We start from the raw sequence: 22,824 nt of genomic DNA, 5'->3' as shown, positions 1-22,824 counted from the left end.
CTGATGCGGTACGGAAGGACGGTCCCCGTGACGGAGGCAGCGGAGCTCCCCCCCGCGCCCGAGGTGGCACGCGAGGTATTCGGTGATCGCTTCGCAGATGCGGTCCGGTACGCCGAGCTCTTGGCCGAGACGGGAGTACAGCGCGGGCTCATCGGCCCGCGTGAGGTGCCCCGCTTGTGGGAGAGGCACATCCTGAACTGCGCGGTCCTCTCCGAGGTCGTGCCCGAGGGTGTGACGGTGTGCGACGTCGGCTCGGGAGCCGGCCTGCCCGGCATCCCCCTGGCCCTGGTGCGCGAGGATCTGAAGATCACCCTGCTGGAGCCGCTGCTGCGGCGCACCAACTTCCTCAGCGAGGTCGTCGAGCTGCTGGGCCTGGACCATGTGACCGTGGTCCGCGGCCGTGCCGAGGAGGTCATGGGCAAGCTGCCGCCGGTCCATGTGGTGACCGCCCGCGCGGTGGCACCGCTGGACCGTCTGGCCACGTGGGGCATCCCGCTGCTGCGCCCCTATGGTGAGATGCTCGCCCTCAAGGGCGACACCGCCGAGGAGGAGCTGAAGAGTGCGGGCGCCGCCCTGAGCAAGCTCGGCGCGGTCGGCACCTCGATCCTCCATGTGGGTGAGGATGTGGTCGATCCGCTCTCCACCGTGGTGCGGGTCGAGGTCGGGGAGAGCCCCGGCGGCGTCCGGTTCGCGGCCAAGCGGGCCAAGGCGGCCCGGACGGGGCGGACGCGTCGCCGTCGCTGACCCTGTGTCGGTGGTGGGGTGCGTCGGTGGTGAGGCCCATCGGTGGTGACGCGTGTCGGTGGTGGGGTGCGCGGGAGGGAGCCGGTCGCGAGGCACGTGTGGCGATGCCTCGTGCGTGGGGTGTCTGGTGACGTCCGACGACAAGCCGTACTCCACACAAGCTGCCCCACCTACGTATGACGGAGTGTCGCGACAGTTCAGCCGTGGACGCTGTGCATCGTGTTTCACGTGAAACGTCGCTCATTGCTCCACGGCATCATCAGCCGCGGTCGCGCCGCTGCTGAACCCCGCGACCGTAAGCCTCTTGGGTCACTCGATAAGGGACGGGAGTTGTCCACAGAGGTGGATTTCTCCACAGAACCCCAGGCCTCACTGGTTCACGACCCCGAAGACATGGCAGGCTCTGTTCATTGCGAGCTTGAAGTCGAGGAGAGTGAATCCTTGCGGTCCGACGCCAACATCGCGGGACCGATGGCCGACCCGGTCCCCGGTCCCCGTACCGAGTCCTTTGGGGAGGATGTTTCACGTGAAACACCGCCCCCGATGGACGACACCCCGATCGGTCGTGCTGCCCAACTAGCGGTGGAAGCACTGGGCCGCGCCGGCGAGGGTCTGCCACGTCCTGAGCAGACCCGCATCATCGTCGTCGCCAACCAGAAGGGCGGGGTCGGCAAGACGACGACAACCGTCAACCTTGCCGCGTCCCTGGCCCTCCATGGTGGCCGTGTCCTGGTGGTCGACCTCGATCCGCAGGGCAACGCGTCCACCGCCCTGGGGATCGATCACCACGCCGAGGTTCCGTCCATCTACGACGTGCTGGTCGACAGCCGCCCGCTTGCGGAGGTCGTCCAGCCGGTCCCTGATGTCGAAGGCCTCTTCTGCGCCCCCGCCACGATCGATCTCGCCGGTGCGGAGATCGAGCTGGTGTCCCTGGTGGCCCGAGAGAGCCGACTGCAGCGGGCCATCCAGGCCTACGAGCAGCCGCTGGACTACGTCCTCATCGACTGCCCGCCCTCCCTCGGGCTGCTGACGGTCAACGCACTGGTGGCCGGCGCGGAGGTCCTCATCCCGATCCAGTGCGAGTACTACGCGCTGGAAGGCCTGGGCCAGCTGCTGCGCAACGTCGACCTGGTGCGGGGCCACCTCAACCCCACCCTGCATGTGTCGACCATCCTGCTCACCATGTACGACGGCCGGACGCGACTCGCGTCCCAGGTCGCGGAAGAGGTGCGCACCCACTTCGGCGAAGAGGTGCTGCGGACGAGCATTCCCCGCTCGGTCCGTATCTCCGAGGCGCCGAGCTATGGGCAGACGGTGCTGACCTATGATCCGGGTTCGAGTGGCGCCCTCTCCTACTTCGAGGCGGCCCGAGAGATCGCGCTGAGGGGCGTCGGCATCAGATACGACGCCACACACGCCCATAGCGGCGCCCAGAACAATCCGAGCATGGTGGAGGGGATCCAGTGAGTGAGCGACGGAGGGGGTTGGGCCGTGGCCTTGGCGCGCTGATCCCTGCTGCCCCGACGGAGATCAATCCGGCGCAGTCCGCGATGGGCGGCGTGGGTTCCACGGCCCCCACGGCTGTTCCGGTCCTGACGACCGACCGCGGAGTGGCCGCGGCGAAGGTGGCCACGCTGCCGCCTGTTTCACGTGAAACAGAGGAGCCGTCGGCGATCGGTTCCACGGAGACGCCCGCGCCGCCCGTCGGTGCGCACTTCGCGGAGCTTCCCCTCGACGCGATCACGCCGAACCCGCGTCAGCCTCGTGAGGTCTTCGACGAGGACGCGCTCCAGGAACTGATCACCTCCATCAAGGAGGTCGGTCTCCTCCAGCCGGTCGTCGTACGGCAGCTGGGCCCCGGGCGCTATGAGCTGATCATGGGCGAGCGGCGCTGGCGGGCCTGTCGCGAGGCGGGTCTGGAGGCGATCCCGGCGATCGTCCGGGCCACCGACGACGAGAAGCTTCTCCTGGACGCCCTGCTGGAGAACCTCCACCGCGCCCAGCTGAACCCGCTGGAAGAGGCGGCGGCCTACGACCAGCTGCTGAAGGACTTCAACTGCACGCACGACCAGCTGGCGGACCGCATCGGCCGGTCCCGCCCGCAGGTCTCCAACACGCTGCGTCTGCTGAAGCTCTCGCCGGCGGTGCAGCGCCGGGTCGCGGCCGGAGTGCTCTCCGCCGGGCACGCCCGGGCGCTGCTCTCCGTGGACGACTCGGAGGAGCAGGACCGACTGGCCCACCGGATCGTGGCCGAGGGGCTGTCGGTGAGGGCTGTCGAGGAGATCGTCACCCTCATGGGCTCCCGGCCCCAAGCCGCTCAGCGTGCCAAGGGGCCGCGGGCCGGTGGCCGGGTCTCCCCGGCGCTGACCGACCTGGCGACCCGGCTCTCGGACCGCTTCGAGACGCGGGTGAAGGTCGACCTGGGGCAGAAGAAGGGCAAGATCACCGTCGAGTTCGCCTCCATGGAGGACCTTGAGCGCATCCTCGGTTCACTCGCCCCTGGAGAGGGCCCGGTCCTTCAGCGAGGCCTGGGGGAGGACGACACCGAGGAGACGGACGGCTGAGCCGAGGCTCACGTCCTGTCCTCTGAGCACCCTCTGAGCGAGCCGTGTCCGGTGTGTCCGGGACACGGCTCGCTCTTTGCTTTCAGGCGGTATCGATGGAATCGCAGGGTGGATACGATGCGGTGGGGTTATGGCGCATCCACCGACGCAGCATCTCGGACGGGGAGGCGGGGGCCATGCGAACGATGAGCCGGACCGGACTGGTGAGCGCAGGGCTGGGTCTTGGCGCGGTCGGCGGCTTCGTCGGCAGCCTGCTCAGGGAACGCAGTGCTCTGACAGCCGCCCGCGACTGCGCGGGCGAAGGAAGCGAGGATCAGCCTTCATGGGGCGTCGGCTCGTACCGCTCACGCTGGACAACCTTCAAGACCTTCCCCAGCGCTGTCGCGCGTGCGTCTTCTGGGAACTGGACCCCGTCAGCGGCGCGGCCGCGGTAAAAGCCGGAACGGCCGCCCTGGAGAAGGAGTCCTGGATCTCCGCTGTCCTGTTGGACTGGGGCTCCTGTGGCCGGGTCGTCTATGTCGACGACGTTCCTGTGGGCTTTGTGCTCTACGCCCCGCCCGACTACGTGCCGCGCTCCACGGCCTTCCCCACGAGCCCGGTGTCACCGGATGCCGTGCAGCTGATGACCGCGTTCATCATGCCGGGCTACCGGGGCCAGGGGCTGGGCCGGGTGATGGTCCAGACGGTGGCCAAGGATCTGCTGCGCCGAGGCTTCAGAGCGATCGAGGCGTTCGGTGACGCCCGCTGGAAGGATCCCGCGTGTCTGCTTCCGGCCGAGCATCTGCTGGCGGTCGGCTTCAAGACGGTGCGCCACCATCCCTCCCATCCTCGGCTGCGGCTGGAGCTGCGGACCACGCTCTCCTGGAAGGAAGACATGGAGATGGCGCTCGACCGGCTGCTGGGGGGCGCCCGGAAGGAGCCGGCACTGCGCCCGCTGTAGGGGTGCGGTCGGGAGCGTCGTGTCATGCGAATGGGCCGACCCTTTCGGGTCGGCCCATTCGTGTTTCACGTGAAACATCGACCGTCGTGGCGACGGCCCTGCGCGTCACTCGGAGATGAAGGTCTCCAGGTCGCGGACGAGCGCGGCCTTCGGCTTGGCACCGACGATCGTCTTGGCGACCTCGCCACCCTGGTACACGTTCAGGGTCGGGATCGACATGACGCCGTACTTGGCAGCGGTGCCCGGGTTCTCGTCGATGTTGAGCTTGACGATCTCGATCTTCTCGCCGTGCTCGGCGGCGATGGCCTCGAGCGAGGGCGCGATCTGGCGGCACGGGCCGCACCACTCGGCCCAGAAGTCCACCAGGACGGGCTTGTCGCTCTTGAGGACGACCTCTTCGAAGTCGGCGTCGGTCACATTCTTCAGGGTGCCGGCCACAGGGGGCTCCTTAAATTCCTTGTGCGGTGGGGCGGGAGAGGGGGTCAGACGGAGGTCGTCTCGGGCTCGGCCTGCTCCTCGTCGGCGAGGGCGGCGAGGTAGCGCTCGGCGTCGAGAGCGGAGGAGCAGCCGGTGCCGGCGGCAGTGATCGCCTGGCGGTAGGTGTGGTCCACCACGTCGCCGGCCGCGAAGACACCGGTCACGTTGGTCCGCGTGGAGGGGGCGGCGACCTTGAGGTAGCCCTCCTCGTCCAGGTCGAGCTGGCCCTTGAACAGCTCGGTGCGCGGGTCGTGGCCGATGGCGATGAACAGGCCCGTCACCGGAAGGTCGGTGAGCTCGCCGGTCTTGAGGTTGCGCAGCTTCAGCCCGGCCAGCTTCTGGTCGCCCTGGACCTCGGCGACCTCGCTGTCCCAGACGAACTTGATCTTCGGGTCGGCGAAGGCACGCTCCTGCATCGCCTTGGAGGCGCGCAGGGTGTCCCGGCGGTGGACGATCGTCACCGACTTGGCGAAGCGCGACAGGAAGGTGGCCTCCTCCATCGCGGTGTCGCCGCCGCCGATCACGGCGATGTCCTGGTCCTTGAAGAAGAACCCGTCACACGTGGCGCACCAGGAGACACCGCGGCCGGAGAGGGCGTCCTCGTTCGGCAGACCGAGCTTGCGGTGCTGGGAGCCGGTGGTGACGATGACGGCCTTGGCCCGGTGGACCGTGCCGGCCGTGTCGGTGACGGTCTTGATCTCACCGGAGAGGTCGACGGAGACGATGTCGTCCGGGATCAGCTCGGCGCCGAAGCGCTCGGCCTGGGCGCGCATGTTGTCCATGAGCTCGGGGCCCATGATGCCGTCCTGGAAGCCGGGGAAGTTCTCCACCTCGGTGGTGTTCATCAGTGCACCGCCCGCGGTGACGGCACCTTCGAACACCAGCGGCTTCAGCGACGCGCGCGCGGTGTACAGGGCCGCGGTGTAGCCGGCGGGCCCGGAGCCGATGATGATCACGTTACGGACGTCGCTCACAGCGGGTTTCCTCGTCTCTGGTCTGCATCGCTTGACCGGTGGGAGCTGCTCTGAACTCTCACCCCACCCAACGGATCCTAAGGGGCGTGCATTCCCAGTGTGTCCGGGCACACGAAGAGGGGACCCGGGTCGGGTACACCCGTGCGGATTCCCGCGGGAACCGGGGACGAGGCGTCGGCTGTCAGCGGCGCGTGTAGGAGTTCTCCAGCAGCACCTCGGCGGCGCCGACGGAGGGATCCTTCACGCAGGTCGCGTCCATCAGGTAGGCGGTGACGCGGGTGGTGTCGGACGCGTCGGGGAGCACGACCAGCACGGCGTTCTTCCCCTGGTAGGTGCCTTCGTCGGTGGCGACGGCCGTGTCGCTCTGGTCGATGCCCTCGCGTACACAGGGCGGCACGACGGGCTCACTCTTGATCTTGGGTGAGGCGTCGCTCGGTCCTCCCCGGATGCCCATGGAGGTCTGGGTGCCCTGCGCCTTGGCGAGGAGATCGGCGACCTGCTGCTCCAGCGTGCTCTCCGAGAAGGAATCCGCGGTGGCGGTCTGCTGACCGAGCACGGAGGTTCCAGGGCCACCGCTGTCGGTCAGGGAGGCCACCAGGACGGAGCCGAGTCCCAGGGCGGCGGCGGTGAGGGCGGCGCTCAGGACGGCCACCTTGCGGCGCCCGCCTCGCTTGCGATCCTTGCGGCCCGGTCCGGTGGTGGAGGTGCGGGGGTGCCCCGCGGTTCGGCCCGCCGTCACCGCTGTTTCACGTGAAACATGCGCTGTCTCCGCCGGAGCCACGGCCAGGGAGCCGGTCGTCCCTGAAGCCTCGGCGGCGGCTCGGGCCTCCTCCGCCAGGGCGGCGTCGATGCGCTGGGCGACGTCGTCCGGCATGCGGGGAGGTTCGGGGAGCGTGCCGAGGAGTCCACGGATCTCCTCCAGCGACGCGTGGACGTCCGCGCACGGCTCGCAGCCGTCCAGGTGCCGGCGTACATCGGCGCTCCGGGACGGGGCGAGCAGGCCCTCGGTGAGGTCGGCGATCTCGTCGACGTCCGGGTGCCCGGTCGTGTCCGTCGTCGATGTCACGTTCGCCCACCTCCGCCCTTCACAGCAGCTGAATCGCCTGTCCCGGCGTGATCCGGACCCTCGCCGCGAGGTTCCGCTGCCGGTGGGACGGATGTCCCCTGCGCCCGGTTCCGTCCCCCGCCGCTTTCCTCCGGGTCGCCGGTGCTTTCGGGACGCAGATGGGTGAGCAGCGGGAGCAGTCTGGCTCTGCCTCGGGCACATCGGCTCTTCACGGTTCCGGTGGGCACGTCGAGCACACGGGCGGCCTCCGCGACGGGGTAGCCCTGCATGTCCACCAGGACCAGGGCGGCCCGCTGGTCGGGCGGGAGCGTGCCGAGCGCCTCGATGAGCTGGCGGTGCAGGTCGTTGCGCTCGGCGGGGGCGGAGGCCGACTCGTGCGGCTCCAGGAGCTGGTCCAGGCGCTCGGTGTCGTCGACCGGCGAGGTCTTGCGGGAGGCGGCCTTGCGGGCCCGGTCCAGGCAGGCGTTCACCGTGATGCGGTGCAGCCAGGTGGTGACGGCGGACTGGCCGCGGAAGGTGTGAGCGGCCCGGTAGGCGGACACAAGGGCGTCCTGGACGGCGTCAGCGGCCTCCTCGCGGTCTCCCAGCGTTCGCAGGGCCACCGCCCACAGCCGGTCGCGGTGACGCCGTACAAGCTCACCGAAGGCGTCGGGATCGCCCTCCACATGCCGGGCGAGGAGGTCCTGGTCGCTCACTTCGCCGGCATCGACGCCCTCCACGATCGGACCTCCTCCCCCTGTGCGACGTCAGCCCGTGAACTTCACGTCGGTGACGGCCTGCTTGAAGCCGGGATCGCTGTACTGGTCGCCCGGGGCGTGCGGCAGCGCCGTGAGCCAGACGAGCACGTACCGCGACTTCACGGGCTTGGTGACCTTGACCGTGGCGGTGGTGGCGCTCGTCGTGACCTCGCCCATCTTCTGCATCGACTGGAGGGCGCTCGGGTCCGGGTTCAGCGACTCCGCGGCGTACAGGTTCACGGTCGTGTGGTTGCCGCCGTAGTAGAGCTTTATCGTCGCCGCGGAGACCTCCTGGGCGGTGCCGAGGTCGTAGACGATGCCCACGCCCGGCTTGTACGGCGCGAGCACGGGGCCGCCGAGGAAGCTGGAGGTTCGCCAGTACGTCGAGCTGTCGCCGTCGTAGGTCTCGTCGACGTCGCCGGGGTGCTGGGCGTCGCCGCTCACCACGTACTCGGCCGCGTCCTGGATCTTCAGCTGCTGGACCGGCTTCGGGGCGGCGCTGTTCTTGTCGCCGTCGTCGGTCGTCTGCGTCTGGTTGGTGTCGTCGGACTTGCTCTGGTCCATCAGGGCGTCCGCGAGCTGCCAGCTGCCCAGGCCGAGCGCGGCGATGAGCAGGGCGGAGACCGCCCACTTCAGGGCCCGGCCGGTGCGGCTCTGGAGCGGGGGCGGCGGGCTCGGGACGGGCTGCGTCGCGCCGGGGTGCGGCGCGGGGCGGCCGTAGGTGCCCTGCTGGTACGTCGTGCGCTGGTACTCCGGCGGCGCGGTGAAGGCCGGCTCCGGCGGGCGGATGCGGGGCATCTCGGCGACCGCCTTCACCAGCTCGTCCGGCGTGGTGCAGGCGGCCTCGTGCCGGGAGGCGGTCGCGCCGTCGTTGGCGAGTGCGCGCATGGCCAGTTCCGACAGGCCGCGGTGGACGCCGGCGCGGACCTGGTCGGGGGCGATCAGCCCGACGTCCTTGGGCAGCCCGGACAGCCCGTAGGCGTCGTTCTCGTACGGCCAGCGCTGGGTCAGCGCCGCGTAGAGCAGGGCGCCGATCGCCTCGGTGTCGGTGCGCTGCGGGGTGTCGGAGGTGATGCCGCGCAGCGCGGCGTTCACGGCGAGGCCGCGGATGCGCCACTGGCCCGTGGAGGTGCGCAGCACGGCGTTGGGGTTCAGGCGCAGATGCGACAGGCCCTCACGGTGTGCGGCGGCCATCGCCGAGGCGATCTGACTGACCATCTGGTATGCGTCGTGCGGCTCCAGTGGACCGGAGGCGAGCAGGGTGCTCAGCTCTGTGGCGTCGGGCAGCCACTCGTGGACGACGTAGACGAGGTCGTTCTCCTCGACGGCGTCCAGCACCTGCACGAAGCGCGGATCGCCGAGCAGCGCGGACGAGCGGGCCGCGGCCAGCACCGAACGGGCTCGCCCATGGTCCGCGGGCAGGATGTGAACGCCCACCGCGCGCCGGAGTTTCTCGTCCACGGCGCGCCAACTGCTGAAACCGTCCAGACGGGTGACGCACTCCTCGAGGCGGTAGCGCCTGGCGAGTTTGTGGCCGCTGTGCAGTTCTGGCGGTGAGGCCTTGTCGAGACGTTCGGTCCCGCCACTCCCCTGTGCCTCGTCGCTGTCCGTGTCCCGCTCCCGGTTTATGGCCACCCCGTCGGCCGTGGACTGGTCCGCCTGTGCGGTCAGCGGCTTGTCGCCGCTGTTGTCTGCCACGTCGACGGCAGCCGTGCTCCGTTCCGCCACCGTCGTTCCTGCCTCCCCATCCAGTGCGCGCGCCCCGACCTCGTGCGCGCCGTCCGACGCCGGATCCAATTGTGCCCACAGTCCGCCGCTATGCACGACACACGATGGCGGGCGATGGTTGTGCGGGTACCCCCTGTTTCAGCGTCCCAGGCGTCCGCGAACCATACCGACGAGCGAGTTGAGCTCCTCGATGCGCATCCGGCGGGCGGCAACGAAGAAGATTCCGAGCAGCAGTGCCCCGCCGGCCAGCAGCGCGGCGAACGAGCCGACGACGCCCTGGCCCAGCGTGTGTCCGATGCCGTAGCAGGCCGCGCCGCTGATGAGGGCGGCCGGTACCGAGGCGATGCACAACCGGGCGTAGGTGCGCAGGACGTGGGAGCCGTCGAGATCGCCGCCGAGCCGCTTGCGCAGTCGGTTCCAGGCGACGCCGACGCCGATCGAGTAGGCCAGGCCGTAGGCGGCGGCCATGCCGACCACGGCCCAGCGGGCCGGGAGGACGAAGTAACAGACGGCCGAGGCGCTCGCGTTGACGGCGGCCACGATGACCGTGTTGTAGAAGGGGGTGCGGGTGTCCTCGTAGGCGTAGAAGGCGCGCAGGACGACGTACTGCACCGAGTAGGGGACCAGGCCGAGGCCGAAGGCCATCAGCATGAAGCCCATGTTGGTGGCCTCGCTGGTGCCGGAGGAACCGAAGATCAGGGTGCACATCGGGATGCCGAGGGCGAGGAAGCCGAAGGCGATCGGGACGATCGCGACGGCCGTGGTGCGCAGGCCCTGGGAGATGTCGTCGCGGACCGCGCCGCCGTCGCCCTCGGCGGCCGAGCGGGAGATGCGGGGCAGCAGGGCGGCCATCAGCGAGACGGTGATGATCGCCTGCGGGAGGCCCCAGATCAGCTGGGCGTTGGCGTAGGCGGCGAAGCCGGTGCCGTCGACGGGCGAGTCCTTGCCGGCCGCGGTGGACAGCTGGGAGACGACGATCGCGCCCGCCTGGTTGGCGAGGACGAACAGGAAGGTCCACTTGGCGAGCGTCACGGCCTTGCCCAGGCCGTGGCCCCTCCAGTCGAATCGCAGCCGCAGCCGGAAGCCGGTCTCCCGCAGGTACGGGATCATCGCCAGGGCCTGTACGACGAGGCCGAGCAGGACGCCGATGCCGAGGAGCCGCTGGCCCTCCGGCGGGATGGACGTGACCTTCATGCCGGAGTCGGCGGCGGTGCCGTAGACCCAGATGAACATGCCCAGCGTCACGATGATGACGATGTTGTTCAGGACCGGTGTCCACATCATCGCGCCGAACTTGCCGCGCGCGTTGAGGATCTGGCCCATCACCACATGGACGCCCATGAAGAAGATCGAGGGCAGGAAGTAGCGGACGAAGGTGACGCCGACCTCGTTGGCGGCCGGGTCGCTGGCGACCGGGTCGGACAGCGCCCGGATCAGCAGCGGGGCCGCGGCGACCGCGGCGACGGTGAGCACGCCGAGCGCCACCACCACCAGCGTCAGCAGACGGTTGGCGTAGGCCTCGCCGCCGTCGTCGTCCTCCTTCATGGCCCGCACCAGCTGCGGGACGAAGACGGAGTTGAGGCCGCCGCCGACGGTCAGGATGTAGATCATCGTCGGCAGCTGGTAGGCGACCTGGAAGGTGTCGCCGAGGAGGCCGACGCCGAGCGCCGAGACGATCAGCGCGGAGCGGACGAAGCCGGTGAGGCGGGAGACCATGGTGCCCGCCGCCATCACGGCGCTGGACTTCAGCAGGCCCGAGGCCCGCCCGCCCTTCTTCGGGGCTGCCGGGGCGGGCGCCGGGGAGGCGGGCTCGTCGGCCGGCGCCTCGTACTGCGGAGCCTGCGCCTGGTACTGGGGCGCCTGGTAAGGAGAGGAGGCCGCAGGGCCGCCCGGTGCGTGGGCCGGGCCGGGCACCGCGGGGGACTCCAGCGGCGGGAGGGTGCCGCCCTGCTGCTGGTCCTTGAACAGGTGCGCGAAGGCGTCCGGCTGGTGCGGCTGCTCACCGGAGTGCGTCACCAGGTCGTCCACGCCCACGAACTGTGTCGTCCGCGGGTCGTCGCCGTACGGCAGGTACTGGGTGGGGCCCTCCGGCTCCGGCGCCGGAGTCTGGGCCCACACGCGCGGGTCGGGCGCGTACGGGGACTGCTCGGGACGGCCGTACAGGGGCTGCTGCGGCTGGTACGTGCCCGGGGGCGGCGGCGGGTGCGCGGCGCGGTCGTAGAGCGCCTCGGCGACCGGGTCCTGCGCGGTGAGGTCCTGGGACCGGTAGGGGTCCTGGTCGTAGGCGTCCTGGAGGTACATGTCCGCGGGGTGCTGCGGCGGCACCTGGCCGTGCCCGGGCGGCGGGCCCTCGGGCTGACCCGAGCTGCCCGCGGCCTGGCCGCGGTCACCCTCGTACGGCGCGTTCATGGTTACCCCACCTCATCGTCCCGGGCCCACCGGCCACGACATCCTCAACGGTCCACTCTCTCACCCGTCCCCGAAGGGTCCGGGCTTTCCGCTGCGGTGTCCGGTGTCTCGTCACTCGGCTGCTCCGGGTCGTCTGCCCCGGCGCGCAGGACCGACTCCCCACTAAGACGTTCCGCGGGGTCCTGGTGGTTCACCGGGCCGTCGGTGTCCGGGCCGTCGGTGTCCGGGCCGGGCCCGTCGACCTCGTCCGTCTCCTCCGGGCCGTTCCCCTCCGGGCCGTTCTCCTCCGCCCGCCGGGCCGCCGCGCGCTTGCGCTGGGTGTACATGCGGAAGCCGGCCAGCACCAGCAGCAGCACGCCGCCGCCGATCACCAGCATCACGGTGGCCGTGATCTCGGTGACCTTCACATCGAAGCTGACCGCCGTACCGTACGGCCGGCCGTCCTCGGTGTACAGCTGCGCGATCAAGGTGGTCTTGCCGTTGACGTTGGCGGACGTGGGGAACTTCACCGTCGTGCTGTGCCCGCCGGAGACGGCGATCTCCTGCTCCACCGAGCCGTCGTCGCCGAACTCCAGGCGGGTCGGGTTGGTCGAGGTGAGCCGCAGCACCAGGTGGTCGACGCCCTGCACCAGGTTGTTCTGCACGGTCACGGGAATCGTGGCGCTGCGTCCGGAGAGCTTGGTCTCCGACTTGTCGATCAGCTTGACCTGGCTGGCCAGGGTGTCGAGGTAGTCCCGCACATCCTGGCGGAACGTGCTCGCCGGGACGGCCCGGCCCCGCCACGACGTGGACATCTCCCGGTTGAGCGCCCGGCCGAAGGGGGTCACCACCCGGGACTCGTCGGTGAGGATGACCTTGAAGCTGTCGAGCTTGTCCTGCGTGGTCCCGATGTCCTGGAAGGCCGACTGAGTCAGCTCCTGCTTGCGCAGCGACGAGGGGTACGCCGACCGCGAGGGCACCTTCGTGGTGGCACCGGCGTCGGGCTTGGCCGCGGCGGCCTCGGTGAGCAGCTGAGGCTGCGACCAGGTACCGCCCTGGAGGGCCGTGACGGCCTCCGCCATGGCCTGGGCCTGCTTCGCGGTGGGCATCCGCTGGGGGGCGACCACGATGCTGCGCTGCTTGTTCGTCTGAAGGTTCAGCGCCAGGCTCTGCGCGAGGAACTGCTGTACGGCGAGCGTGGAGGCGGAGGCCTTCGTCAGTTCGCCCTGGAACGCCTTCGAGAGCCGGGCGTCCGCGACCACCGCCGTGGTGCCGCCGCCGATGGGGCGGGCCGCGGAGGGGGTGTAGGTGAGACCGCCGGTCTCGTTCAGGCTGTCGTTGCGCGCGATCACCTTGTCGGCGCCGGCCGAGGTGGCGACCTTGACGATCGACCGGTCGACGGCACCGTCCACCGGCCACGCGAAGTCGGTGCTCGGAGTCACGTGGAGCACCGTCTCCACCGTGGTGGCGGCGACGTCGGTGGCCGCCTTGAGCTGGCTGAGCGAGCTGGTGACGCCGGTGCCGTTGTGGGCGAGGGAGGCCAGGTCGGGGTCCGCGAAGGGCAGCGCCACGACCTCCTTGTCCTGCACCGCTTCCTGGAGCTCGGCGAGCCACTGCTTGGCGACCGCCTGGTGGGTGCCGGCCGTGGTGGTGTCGTCCGCGCCCCGGATCCGGTAGCTGCCGGTCATGGCGTCGACGGACGCCAGCAGGCCCGGGTCGATCACCCAGGTGACGTCGAGGTCCTTGCCCAGGGCCAGGAGCTGGTCCAGGCGGCCGCCGGGAGCTATCTCGTCGGCGAGGTCGTCGTTGAGGAAGACCGGCGTCTGCTGAGCGTCCGAACCGGTCTCCGCCGTCATGTGGACGGTCGAGACCAGCGGCCACAGCACCGTCGTCCGGGTCTCCGTGTCCGCCTCCTCGGGCTGCCACGGCAGGAAGGTCCGCTGGACGCCCAGCACGTGCTCCCACGGCTCCGCCGACGTTTCGCCGGAGAGGGCTACGCCGAGCGGGTAGACGCCCTCGCCGCCGAGATCCAGCTCGTCGACCGGTACGGAGATGCTGAAGTGCTCGGCCACGCCCGGGGTGAGCTTGTCGAACTCGGTGACGTACTTGCCGCCCACCTCGGAGCCGCCGCCGACGTCCGGATCGTCCGCGTCCTTCGCGGCGTCGTCGATCGCCGAGCGGGTGGTCAGGACGGACCCCACCCACAGGCCCACGTGGGCGTCGTCGACCGCCTGCTTGCCGTTGTTCGTCACCGTGCCCGACACGGTCACGGTGTCCCCGTCGCCGGGGACGGCCGGGCTGAGCGAGTCGACGGCGACGGCGACCGCGCCCGAGTTCGAGGCGGTCGGCACGGAGGCCCGGACATCGGCGTGCGCGGGCAGCTGCAGCAGACCGGCCAGCAGGGGCGCTCCGGCGAGCAGTGCTCCGGTGCGCCGCAGCCACCGGCGGGCAGGTGAGGGAGTCATCCCCGGAAAGTCTGCCGCCTCGGCCACGCGTTCGCCGTCCCTCGTCGTCGTCAGTGGTCGTCGGAATGTGCGTCCACGCATGGTAACGATGTGCGCTGAGGGGAAGTGCCGCGGACCGGTCCACAAGATCGGGCCGGCTCGCCGTTCCATCCCCTATGTATGGGTATGCAGAGCAGAGTCCGTGAACATCCCCACAGAACGATTCTGCGCTGCTATCGGGGCATCTGTCCCCCGGCTGTAATCCGGGCGCCCGGGGCCCGCCGCGCCACGTACCCTCTTCTGTTGTGCCGAACGCCAACGAAGACAACCTCAGTGCCCTGAGCCAGGTGCAGCACCGTGCGGTGAACGAACTGCTGCGGGTCGCGCCGGTGGCCGACGATCTCGCGCGCCAGTTCCAGCAGGCCGGATTCTCGCTCGCCCTGGTCGGCGGCTCGGTCCGGGACGCACTGCTCGGCCGGCTCGGCAACGATCTGGACTTCACGACGGATGCCCGTCCCGAGGACGTCCTGAAGATCGTGCGGCCCTGGGCGGACTCCGTCTGGGAGGTCGGGATCGCCTTCGGCACGGTCGGCGTGCAGAAGGACGGCTACCAGATCGAGGTGACGACGTACCGCTGCGAGGCGTACGACCGCACCTCGCGCAAGCCCGAGGTGTCGTACGGCGACTCCATCGAGCAGGATCTCGTCCGTCGCGACTTCACGGTGAACGCCATGGCGGTGGCACTCCCGGAGAAGGAGTTCATCGACCCGCACGGCGGCCTGCGTGACCTCGCCGAACGCGTGCTGCGCACCCCGGGCACGCCCGAGGAGTCCTTCTCGGACGATCCGCTGCGCATGATGCGTGCCGCCCGCTTCGCCGCCCAGCTCGATTTCGAGGTCGCCCCCGAGGTCGTCACCGCGATGCGGGAGATGTCCGGGCGCCTGGAGATCGTCTCCGCGGAGCGGGTGCGGGACGAGCTGAACAAGCTGATCCTCTCCACGCACCCGCGCAAGGGCCTGTCCCTCCTCGTCGACACCGGGCTCGCCGACCATGTGCTGCCCGAGCTGCCCGCCCTGCGGCTGGAGAGCGACGAGCACCACCGGCACAAGGACGTCTACGACCACACGCTGATCGTCCTGGAGCAGGCGATCGCGCTGGAGGAGAGCGGTCCGGACCTCGTCCTCCGGCTCTCCGCGCTGCTGCACGACATCGGCAAGCCGCGCACCCGTCGTTTCGAGAAGGACGGCCGGGTCTCGTTCCACCACCACGAGGTGGTCGGGGCGAAGATGACGAAGAAGCGCATGACGGCGCTGAAGTACTCCAACGAGCTGGTGAAGGACGTCTCCCGTCTCGTCGAGCTGCACCTGCGCTTCCACGGCTACGGCATGGGCGAGTGGACGGACTCCGCCGTCCGCCGGTACGTACGGGACGCGGGCCCGCTTCTCGGACGCCTTCACAAGCTGACCCGCTCCGACTGCACGACACGGAACAAGCGCAAGGCGGTCGCGCTCTCGCGTGCCTACGACGGCCTGGAGGAGAGGATCGCCCAGCTTCAGGAGCAGGAGGAGCTGGACGCGATCCGTCCCGACCTCGACGGCAACCAGATCATGGAGATCCTGGGCGTCAGCCCCGGTCCCGTGATCGGCAAGGCGTACAAGCACCTGCTGGAGCTGCGCCTGGAGAACGGACCCATGGAGTACGACGCGGCGGTGGCGGCACTCAAGGAGTGGTGGGCCGAGCAGAGCTGAGGCCGCGCGTCGGGGGCTGGTCATGTTTCACGTGAAACATGACCCCCGGTGACGGTCCACGGGAAAGCGAAGGGGCGGTGTTTCACGTGAAACACCGCCCCTGTCCGCAGCTGCCTTACTTCGAGTAGTCCTTCAGGCAGAGCAGGAAGTTACTGCCGTCACCGGTCTCGGTGTACGAGTACTGGAAGTCCTTGGCCTTCTCCTCGCACTTGCTGTCCGCGGTGAGCGAGGTGAACGTGCCCTCGACCTTGGCCAGCACGATGTACTGCGCGTTGGAGGAGCTGCACTCGACGACCTCGAGGTCGGGGTTGCTGTCGTTGCCGCTGCCGCGGTGCATGCAGTCGCCGACCGCCGCCGTGTTGGCGTCGTCCCGGCTGGCTATGTAGCCGCCGATCGCCGCGCCGGCGACGGCCAGGACGATCACGACGTTCTTGACCAGCTTGAAGGTGATCTTGCGGCGCGGCTGCTCCGGAACCGGGGCGTAGGGCATGGCACCCTGCTGCGGCGGGTACGGGGCCTGAGGCTGGCCCTGCGCGAACGGGTTCTGGCCCTGGGGCGGCGGCGGAGTAGACATGGGGGTCCCCCTGGAACTTAGGCGTGTGGCGCGAAATCAGACGCGCTGTAAGACGCACGTAAGCTACCGGGGCCCACTGACAATGCTCTAACCCAGGGGCAGTCTGTGTCATTGATGTGACACTTACTGGCGTTCAAAGCGGGCCATAGCGCCAGCAATTGCCGCGTAGATAACGGCGACCGTTACCACGAGTGCCGGGGAGCGACCGTCCGGTGGCAGCATCACCGCGGCCACCCCGGCGGCCCCCACGAACGCCACATTGAACAGCACGTCGTAGAGAGAGAAGATCCGGCCACGGAACCGGTCGTCCACCGAGGACTGGACGATGGTGTCGGTGGCGATCTTCGCGCCCTGGGTGACGAGCCCCAGGACGAACGCGGCGACGAACATGGTGGCTTGGGCGAACGGCAGCATCAGAGCGGGCTCCAGGACGGCGGCGGCCGCCGAGCAGACCACGATCCACCGGCCCGGTCCCAGCCGTCCCGCCGCCAGCGGGGTCACCACGGCCGCGACGAAGAAGCCGACGCCGGAGACGGCGACGGCCACCCCCAACAGGGCGAGGCCGCGGTCCGGTTCGGACGACCAGGCGTACCGGCACAGCATCAGCACCATGACCGTCAGGGCGCCGTAGCAGAACCGCATCAGCGAGATCGCCCCCAGCGCCCAGGCGGTCTCCCTGCGCTTCGGCTGGGACAAGTGGCGTACGCCGGCCGCGAGTCCGCGGGCGGTGCCGCGCAGGGCGGCCGTCAACCGGGTGGGGGCCGAGGCGCGTTCGGGCCCGAGGAGATCCGCGGCCATGGTCAGGGACGCGAGCGCGGCGCACAGGTAGAGCACACAGCCGAGCAGCACCACCGCGGCGTCGGAGTCCGCCACCACCAGCCGTACGACGAAGGCGAGGCCGCCGCCCGCGACCGCGGCCAGCGTTCCCGCGGTCGGGGAGAGGGAGTTGGCCACCACGAGACGCTCGGCGTCCACCACCCGGGGCAGGGCCGCCGACAGCCCGGCGAGGACGAAGCGGTTGACCGCGGTGACGCACAGCGCGGAGACGTAGAACAGCCAGTCCGGCACCTGGGCGACCATCAGGACGGCCGTCGCGGAGGCCAGCAGGGCACGCAGCAGGTTGCCGTAGAGGAACACCTGGCGGCGGCGCCAGCGGTCGAGCAGGACGCCGGCGAACGGGCCCACCAGCGAGTACGGCAGCAGCAGGACCGCCATCGCGGAGGCGATCGCGCCGGCCGAGGCCTGTTTCTCCGGCGAGAAGACGACGTACGTGGCGAGCGCGACCTGGTAGACGCCGTCGGCGCACTGGGAGAGCAGCCGTACGGCCAGCAGACGCCGGAAGTTGGCGAGGCGCAGGAGGACGCGCAGATCGCGGACGACGGCCATGGGGCACAGCCTCACATAAGGGGAGGGTCCCCGAGTCGTACGACCCGGGGACCCTTCTCAGCCCTGGCAGGAGCGAATTTCAGCGGCGGATCGGTGCCCGATCCGGTGCGCCGTGCTGTGCCGAGTTAGCGCTCGACCTCACCGCGGATGAACTTCTCGACGTTGGCGTAGGCCTCGTCGTCGAAGTACTGGACCGGCGGGGACTTCATGAAGTACGAGGACGCCGACAGGATCGGGCCACCGATGCCGCGGTCCTTGGCGATCTTCGCGGCGCGCAGGGCGTCGATGATGACACCCGCGGAGTTCGGGGAGTCCCAGACCTCGAGCTTGTACTCCAGGTTCAGCGGGACGTCACCGAAGGCGCGGCCCTCGAGGCGGACGTACGCCCACTTGCGGTCGTCGAGCCACGCCACGTAGTCGGACGGGCCGATGTGGACGTTCTTCTCGCCGAGGTCGCGGTCGGGGATCTGCGAGGTGACGGCCTGCGTCTTCGAGATCTTCTTCGACTCGAGGCGGTCGCGCTCCAGCATGTTCTTGAAGTCCATGTTGCCGCCGACGTTGAGCTGCATGGTGCGCTCAAGACGGACACCGCGGTCCTCGAACAGCTTCGCCATCACACGGTGCGTGATGGTGGCGCCGACCTGCGACTTGATGTCGTCGCCGACGATCGGGACGCCCGCCTCGGTGAACTTGTCCGCCCACTCCTTGGTGCCGGCGATGAAGACCGGGAGGGCGTTGACGAAGGCGACCTTGGCGTCGATGGCGCACTGCGCGTAGAACTTCGCCGCGGCCTCGGAACCGACGGGCAGGTAGCAGACGAGAACGTCGACCTGCTTGTCCTTGAGGATCTGGACGACGTCGACCGGGGCCTCGGCGGACTCCTCGATGGTCTCGCGGTAGTACTTGCCGAGACCGTCCAGGGTGTGGCCGCGCTGGACCGTGACGCCCTTGTTCGGGACGTCGCAGATCTTGATGGTGTTGTTCTCGCTGGCACCGATGGCGTCCGAGAGGTCGAGTCCGACCTTCTTCGCGTCGACGTCGAAGGCGGCGACGAACTCGACGTCACCGACGTGGTAGTCGCCGAACTGCACGTGCATCAGACCCGGGACCTTGGAGGCCGGGTCGGCGTCCTTGTAATACTCGACGCCCTGCACCAGCGAGGCGGCGCAGTTGCCCACGCCGACGATGGCTACGCGAACCGAACCCATTCCGGTTGCTCCCTGTGTGTACGAGTGAGGCCCTGAATGAGCGCTCACGTGGCGGTTTCTCCGGGCGTATCCGTCCCGGGGACATCCCCGGGGCGGGGCAGGCCGCCCGTCGATCCAGATGTGGTGTCCTGCTGAGCGGAGCCCCCGGTGGAACCCTTCAGGTCCCTCCCGGCCCGCTCGCTCTCGATGAGCTCGTTCAGCCAGCGCACTTCGCGCTCCACGGACTCCATCCCATGGCGCTGGAGTTCGAGCGTGTAGTCGTCGAGGCGTTCCCGGGTGCGTGCCAGCGAGGCACGCATTTTCTCCAGGCGCTCCTCCAGCCGACTGCGGCGACCTTCGAGGACTCGCATACGGACGTCGCGCGAGGTCTGCCCGAAGAAGGCGAAACGAGCCGCGAAGTGCTCGTCCTCGTACGCGTCGGGTCCCGTCTGCGAGAGCAGGTCCTCGAAGTGTTCCTTACCTTCCGCCGTCAAGCGGTAGACGATCTTGGCGCGACGCCCTGCGAGTGATGCGGCGAGGGTGTCCTCGGGGGTGCTCCCCGGTTCCTCGATCAACCAGCCGTTGGCGACCAGCGTCTTGAGGCAGGGGTAGAGCGTGCCGTAACTGAAGGCACGGAACACGCCCAGCGATGTATTGAGTCGTTTGCGCAGCTCATAGCCGTGCATCGGGGACTCGCGGAGCAGGCCGAGCACGGCGAACTCGAGGATGCCGGAGCGCCGGCTCATCGTCGCCTCCTCTCGTCCGTGACTCGCTTATCTCGCTCTGATGTATCGACTCGATACATCAAGACGATAGAACGGCCTTCCGGATGGGACAAGAGGGAGAACGGTGAACGGGATCACATCACCGATTCGTTGCATGCGAGTTGCCGCTTTTGAGATGAACCTCGGGCCTAGGGAGGTTTTGACGGTGCGTAGTCTGTGGGCCATGCACACCACCGGGACCCATTGGACGCCGGGGGGCGTCGAGGCCTCCGGTGCCGTACGGGTGAATGCGCGACCGACCGCATCCGTACTTCGGGGGGACAGGAAACCAGCCGCCCTTTTCAGGCGCTCACGGATGCGCCTGCCCTAGGAGTAATCGTTCGATGAGCGAGCACCGTCGCAAACCGCCGCAGCCGCAGGAAGGCGGACGTGCCGCGGCCCGACGCGGTCAGTCCGGTCCGTCCTCCGGCCGCCGCGCGGCACCGCGAGGCGCCACCGGATCTCCTTCCGACTATGGGTTGGGCCACGGGTCGGGAAGCGAGGAGCAGTCGTACGGCGGCCGCGCCGAGACCCGGCGCGCCCCCCAGAGGAACGCGGGCGGCCGGCGCAGAGCGGCCGAGCCCGCAGGGGGCCGCCGCGGCGGCTCGACCGGGCCCGGTCGGGGCAGAGGACGTACCGCACCCGACCGGAAACGTCTGATCGACTATCCGCGCGCCGACAAGTACGGCTGGCAGCGCTGGATGCCGTCCTGGAAGCTCGTGGCCGGCCTGTTCGTCGGCTTCGTCGGCAGCCTGGTGGCCGTGGCGGGCATCGGCTACGCCATGGTGGGCATCCCGAAGGTCGACGAGACCGCGAACGCGCAGAACAACGTCTACTACTGGAAGGACGGCAGCCAGATGGTTGCCACCGGTGGTGAGACGAACCGGCAGATCATCGATCTCTCGCAGATCCCCGAGGAGATGCGCTGGGCGGTGATCTCGCAGGAGAACAAGACGTTCTACGACGACAGCGGCATCGACCCCAAGGGCATCGCGCGCGCCGTGTTCAACATGGCCCGGGGCGGACAGACGCAGGGTGGCTCGACCATCACCCAGCAGTACGTCAAGAACGCCATGCTCAACGACCAGTCGCAGACGATCTCCCGGAAGTTCAAGGAGATCTTCGTGTCGATCAAGGTGGGCGCCGAGGTCGACAAGGACACGATCATGGCCGGCTACCTGAACTCCGCGTACTACGGGCGCAACGCCTACGGGATCCAGGCCGCCGCCCGCGCCTACTTCAACAAGGACGCGATCAAGCTCAACCCGGGTGAGTGCGCCTTCCTGTCCGCCATGCTGAAGGGCGCCACCTACTACGACCCGGCGGGATCGCCGGCGGTCGACCCGACCAACGCCACGCGCGAGAAGAACCAGAAGCGGGCCCTGCTCCAGATGCAGGACACCCTCGACAAGATGGTCGAGTACGGACACCTCGACGCCGCGAAGCGGGCCAAGTACACGACGCTCCCCAAGTGGCAGAACCCCCGGTCGAACACCGACCTGAAGGGGCAGGTCGGCTACCTCGTCGACCTGGCCAACGGCTACCTGGTGTCCAACAGCAAGACGACCGGGATCACGCAGAACGACCTCCAGCAGGGCGGCTTCTCGATCTACACGACCTTCGACAAGAACAAGGTCAAGGATCTCGAGACGGCGGTCACGAAGGTCCAGAAGGCCAACATCAAGCCGAAGCAGCGCCCGGACACGGACACGCACGTCCAGTTCGGCGGGGCCTCCGTGGAGCCGAGCACCGGCGCCATCCGGGCCGTCTACGGTGGTGAGGACGCGACCAAGCACTTCACCAACAACGCCGACCAGACCGGTGCCCAGGTCGGTTCGACCTTCAAGCCGTTCGTGCTGGCCGCCGCGATGACCTGGGGTGTACGCGATCCCGACCTGGGGTCGTCGCAGGCGCAGGACGAGCGCACGATCGTCTCCCCCGAGAGCCTGTTCAGCGGTCAGAACAAGCTCAAGATCAGGAACTACGACGGGTCGGTCTGGAAGAACGAGAAGGGCGAGGAGTGGCTGCAGACCAACGACGGCAACGTCTCCCTCGGTACCGCGCCCGAGTACAAGATCGACCTGCGTGAGGCGATGCGCGAGTCGGTGAACTCCGCCTTCGTCCAGCTCGGCCAGGACGTCGGTCTGGACAAGGTGAAGGACTCCGCCGTCAAGGCGGGCCTGCGGGACGACAGCCTGACCGGCTCCGGCTTCCCGTCGTTCTCGATCGGCATCTCCGACCCGAGCGCGATCCGTATGGCGGGCGCCTACTCCACCTTCGCCGCCAGCGGCAAGCAGCGCGACCCGTACTCCGTCGAGAAGGTCACCAGCAAGAAGGGCCAGGTCTTCACGCACAAGACCGAGTCGGAGCAGGCGTTCACCTCGAAGGTCGCCGACAACGTGACGGACGTGCTGAAGACCGTGGTCGAGAAGGGCACCGGCACCAACGCCCAGCTGACCGGCCGTGAGGTGGCCGGCAAGACCGGTACCACCGACGGCAACAAGTCGGCCTGGTTCGTCGGCTACACGCCGCAGCTGTCGACGGCGGTCACCATGTTCCGGCTGGACGACGACGAGTCGAACAAGAACCGCTCGTTCCTGGAGATGTTCGGCACGGGTGGCCAGAAGAAGATCCACGGTGCCTCGTTCCCGGCCCAGATCTGGCACGACTACATGGAAGAGGCCCTGAAGGGCGTGCCCTCGAAGGACTTCCCGTCGCCCGAGCCCATCGGCGAGATCGTCAACGCCGAGCCGTCGCCGTCCCCGACCCCCTCGGCCACCGAGACCGAGGAGACGGAGCCGTCGCCGTCCCCGACTCCCAGTGAGCCGGCGATCGAGCCCTCGCCGTCGGCGAGCGAGACCTGCAACCGGTTCTTCGGCTGTGACGACGAGTCGGGCGGCACCAACAGCGGCAGCACGGACGGCGGCACAGGGGAAACCAGTCCGTCGCCGAGCGATACGGCGACCGAGGACACCTCCAGAGGCAATCAGAACGGCGGAAACCTCTTCGGAGGTTCGACCGGGTAGCCGTGCAATCGCCCAAGACGGGTGTTTCACGTGAAACATGCGCATGGTTCACGAGAAACGAGGGCCGTCCCACCGCA

At 69.2% G+C, this 22,824-nt stretch carries 17 protein-coding genes; 6 read left to right on the top strand and 11 right to left on the bottom strand.

Features of this window, described 5'->3' with window-relative positions; translation table 11 throughout:
- The first annotated feature begins 27 nt into the window (after nucleotides 1-27).
- The 4 genes from rsmG (at nucleotide 28) to IE275_RS21695 (ending at nucleotide 4,248) form a co-directional block, all read left to right on the top strand.
- Nucleotides 28-744, top strand: a complete 717-nt coding sequence (rsmG, locus tag IE275_RS21710) for a 16S rRNA (guanine(527)-N(7))-methyltransferase RsmG (RefSeq protein WP_189712999.1) — start codon at nucleotides 28-30, stop codon at nucleotides 742-744.
- Nucleotides 745-1,137: 393 nt separating this feature from the next.
- Nucleotides 1,138-2,211 carry an AAA family ATPase gene (locus IE275_RS21705; protein WP_189713019.1) on the top strand — a complete coding sequence of 358 codons (1,074 nt, stop codon included), beginning with the start codon at nucleotides 1,138-1,140 and terminating at the stop codon, nucleotides 2,209-2,211.
- On the top strand, nucleotides 2,208-3,308 hold the full coding sequence (locus IE275_RS21700) for a ParB/RepB/Spo0J family partition protein (protein WP_189712998.1): 1,101 nt from the start codon (nucleotides 2,208-2,210) through the stop codon (nucleotides 3,306-3,308). Before IE275_RS21705 ends, IE275_RS21700 begins: the two co-directional genes overlap by 4 nt.
- Nucleotides 3,309-3,630: 322 nt before the next feature.
- The gene (locus IE275_RS21695) at nucleotides 3,631-4,248 is read left to right on the top strand and encodes a GNAT family N-acetyltransferase (RefSeq protein ID WP_189712997.1); all 618 of its coding nucleotides are present in this window, start codon (nucleotides 3,631-3,633) and stop codon (nucleotides 4,246-4,248) included.
- A gap of 105 nt (nucleotides 4,249-4,353) precedes the next feature.
- Here IE275_RS21695 and trxA read toward each other — a convergent pair whose 3' ends face one another.
- The 7 genes from trxA to IE275_RS21660 form a co-directional block, all read right to left on the bottom strand.
- Complete coding sequence (gene trxA / locus IE275_RS21690; RefSeq protein WP_189712996.1) at nucleotides 4,354-4,686, bottom strand: thioredoxin; 333 nt, start codon at nucleotides 4,684-4,686, stop codon at nucleotides 4,354-4,356.
- A gap of 44 nt (nucleotides 4,687-4,730) precedes the next feature.
- The gene (trxB, locus tag IE275_RS21685) at nucleotides 4,731-5,699 is read right to left on the bottom strand and encodes a thioredoxin-disulfide reductase (RefSeq protein ID WP_189712995.1); all 969 of its coding nucleotides are present in this window, start codon (nucleotides 5,697-5,699) and stop codon (nucleotides 4,731-4,733) included.
- A gap of 181 nt (nucleotides 5,700-5,880) precedes the next feature.
- On the bottom strand, nucleotides 5,881-6,765 hold the full coding sequence (locus IE275_RS21680) for an anti-sigma factor family protein (RefSeq protein ID WP_189712994.1): 885 nt from the start codon (nucleotides 6,763-6,765) through the stop codon (nucleotides 5,881-5,883).
- Nucleotides 6,762-7,484 (bottom strand): RNA polymerase sigma factor SigM, encoded by a 723-nt coding sequence (sigM, locus tag IE275_RS21675; RefSeq protein WP_229870423.1) that lies wholly within the window; start codon nucleotides 7,482-7,484, stop codon nucleotides 6,762-6,764. The genes IE275_RS21680 and sigM overlap by 4 nt, the downstream gene beginning before the upstream one ends.
- 27 nt (nucleotides 7,485-7,511) lie before the next feature.
- On the bottom strand, nucleotides 7,512-9,230 hold the full coding sequence (locus tag IE275_RS21670) for a protein kinase family protein (RefSeq protein WP_189712993.1): 1,719 nt from the start codon (nucleotides 9,228-9,230) through the stop codon (nucleotides 7,512-7,514).
- A 138-nt stretch (nucleotides 9,231-9,368) separates the two neighbouring features.
- Nucleotides 9,369-11,639, bottom strand: coding sequence for a murein biosynthesis integral membrane protein MurJ (murJ, locus tag IE275_RS21665; RefSeq protein ID WP_189712992.1), 2,271 nt, complete (start codon nucleotides 11,637-11,639; stop codon nucleotides 9,369-9,371).
- 44 nt (nucleotides 11,640-11,683) lie between these two features.
- Nucleotides 11,684-14,110, bottom strand: coding sequence for a DUF6049 family protein (locus IE275_RS21660; RefSeq protein WP_189712991.1), 2,427 nt, complete (start codon nucleotides 14,108-14,110; stop codon nucleotides 11,684-11,686).
- A 257-nt stretch (nucleotides 14,111-14,367) separates the two neighbouring features.
- Between IE275_RS21660 and IE275_RS21655 the strand changes: the two genes are divergently transcribed.
- The gene (locus tag IE275_RS21655) at nucleotides 14,368-15,810 is read left to right on the top strand and encodes a CCA tRNA nucleotidyltransferase (RefSeq protein WP_189712990.1); all 1,443 of its coding nucleotides are present in this window, start codon (nucleotides 14,368-14,370) and stop codon (nucleotides 15,808-15,810) included.
- Between the two features lie 115 nt (nucleotides 15,811-15,925).
- On the opposite strand, the gene IE275_RS21650 is transcribed toward IE275_RS21655, so the two are convergent.
- The 4 genes from IE275_RS21650 to IE275_RS21635 all read right to left on the bottom strand — a co-directional run bounded on the left by IE275_RS21650 (nucleotide 15,926) and on the right by IE275_RS21635 (nucleotide 19,703).
- Nucleotides 15,926-16,384 (bottom strand): LppU/SCO3897 family protein, encoded by a 459-nt coding sequence (locus IE275_RS21650; protein ID WP_189712989.1) that lies wholly within the window; start codon nucleotides 16,382-16,384, stop codon nucleotides 15,926-15,928.
- Between the two features lie 123 nt (nucleotides 16,385-16,507).
- Entirely contained in the window at nucleotides 16,508-17,770 is a 1,263-nt protein-coding gene (locus IE275_RS21645; RefSeq protein WP_189712988.1) for an MFS transporter, read from the bottom strand.
- A 125-nt stretch (nucleotides 17,771-17,895) separates the two neighbouring features.
- Nucleotides 17,896-18,978, bottom strand: a complete 1,083-nt coding sequence (locus tag IE275_RS21640; RefSeq protein WP_189712987.1) for an inositol-3-phosphate synthase — start codon at nucleotides 18,976-18,978, stop codon at nucleotides 17,896-17,898.
- Nucleotides 18,979-19,022: 44 nt separating this feature from the next.
- Nucleotides 19,023-19,703 carry a PadR family transcriptional regulator gene (locus tag IE275_RS21635; RefSeq protein WP_189712986.1) on the bottom strand — a complete coding sequence of 227 codons (681 nt, stop codon included), beginning with the start codon at nucleotides 19,701-19,703 and terminating at the stop codon, nucleotides 19,023-19,025.
- 362 nt (nucleotides 19,704-20,065) lie between these two features.
- Here IE275_RS21635 and IE275_RS21630 point away from each other — a divergent pair, with 362 nt between their 5' ends.
- Nucleotides 20,066-22,747 (top strand): transglycosylase domain-containing protein, encoded by a 2,682-nt coding sequence (locus IE275_RS21630; RefSeq protein ID WP_189712985.1) that lies wholly within the window; start codon nucleotides 20,066-20,068, stop codon nucleotides 22,745-22,747.
- Nucleotides 22,748-22,824: the final 77 nt, after the last annotated feature.

Origin of the sequence: Streptomyces phaeofaciens (assembly GCF_014648915.1) — a bacterium.
Lineage (GTDB): Bacteria > Actinomycetota > Actinomycetes > Streptomycetales > Streptomycetaceae > Streptomyces > Streptomyces phaeofaciens.
Note: the sequence above shows the minus strand (reverse complement) of the source record. Positions and strands in the feature narration are given on the sequence as shown.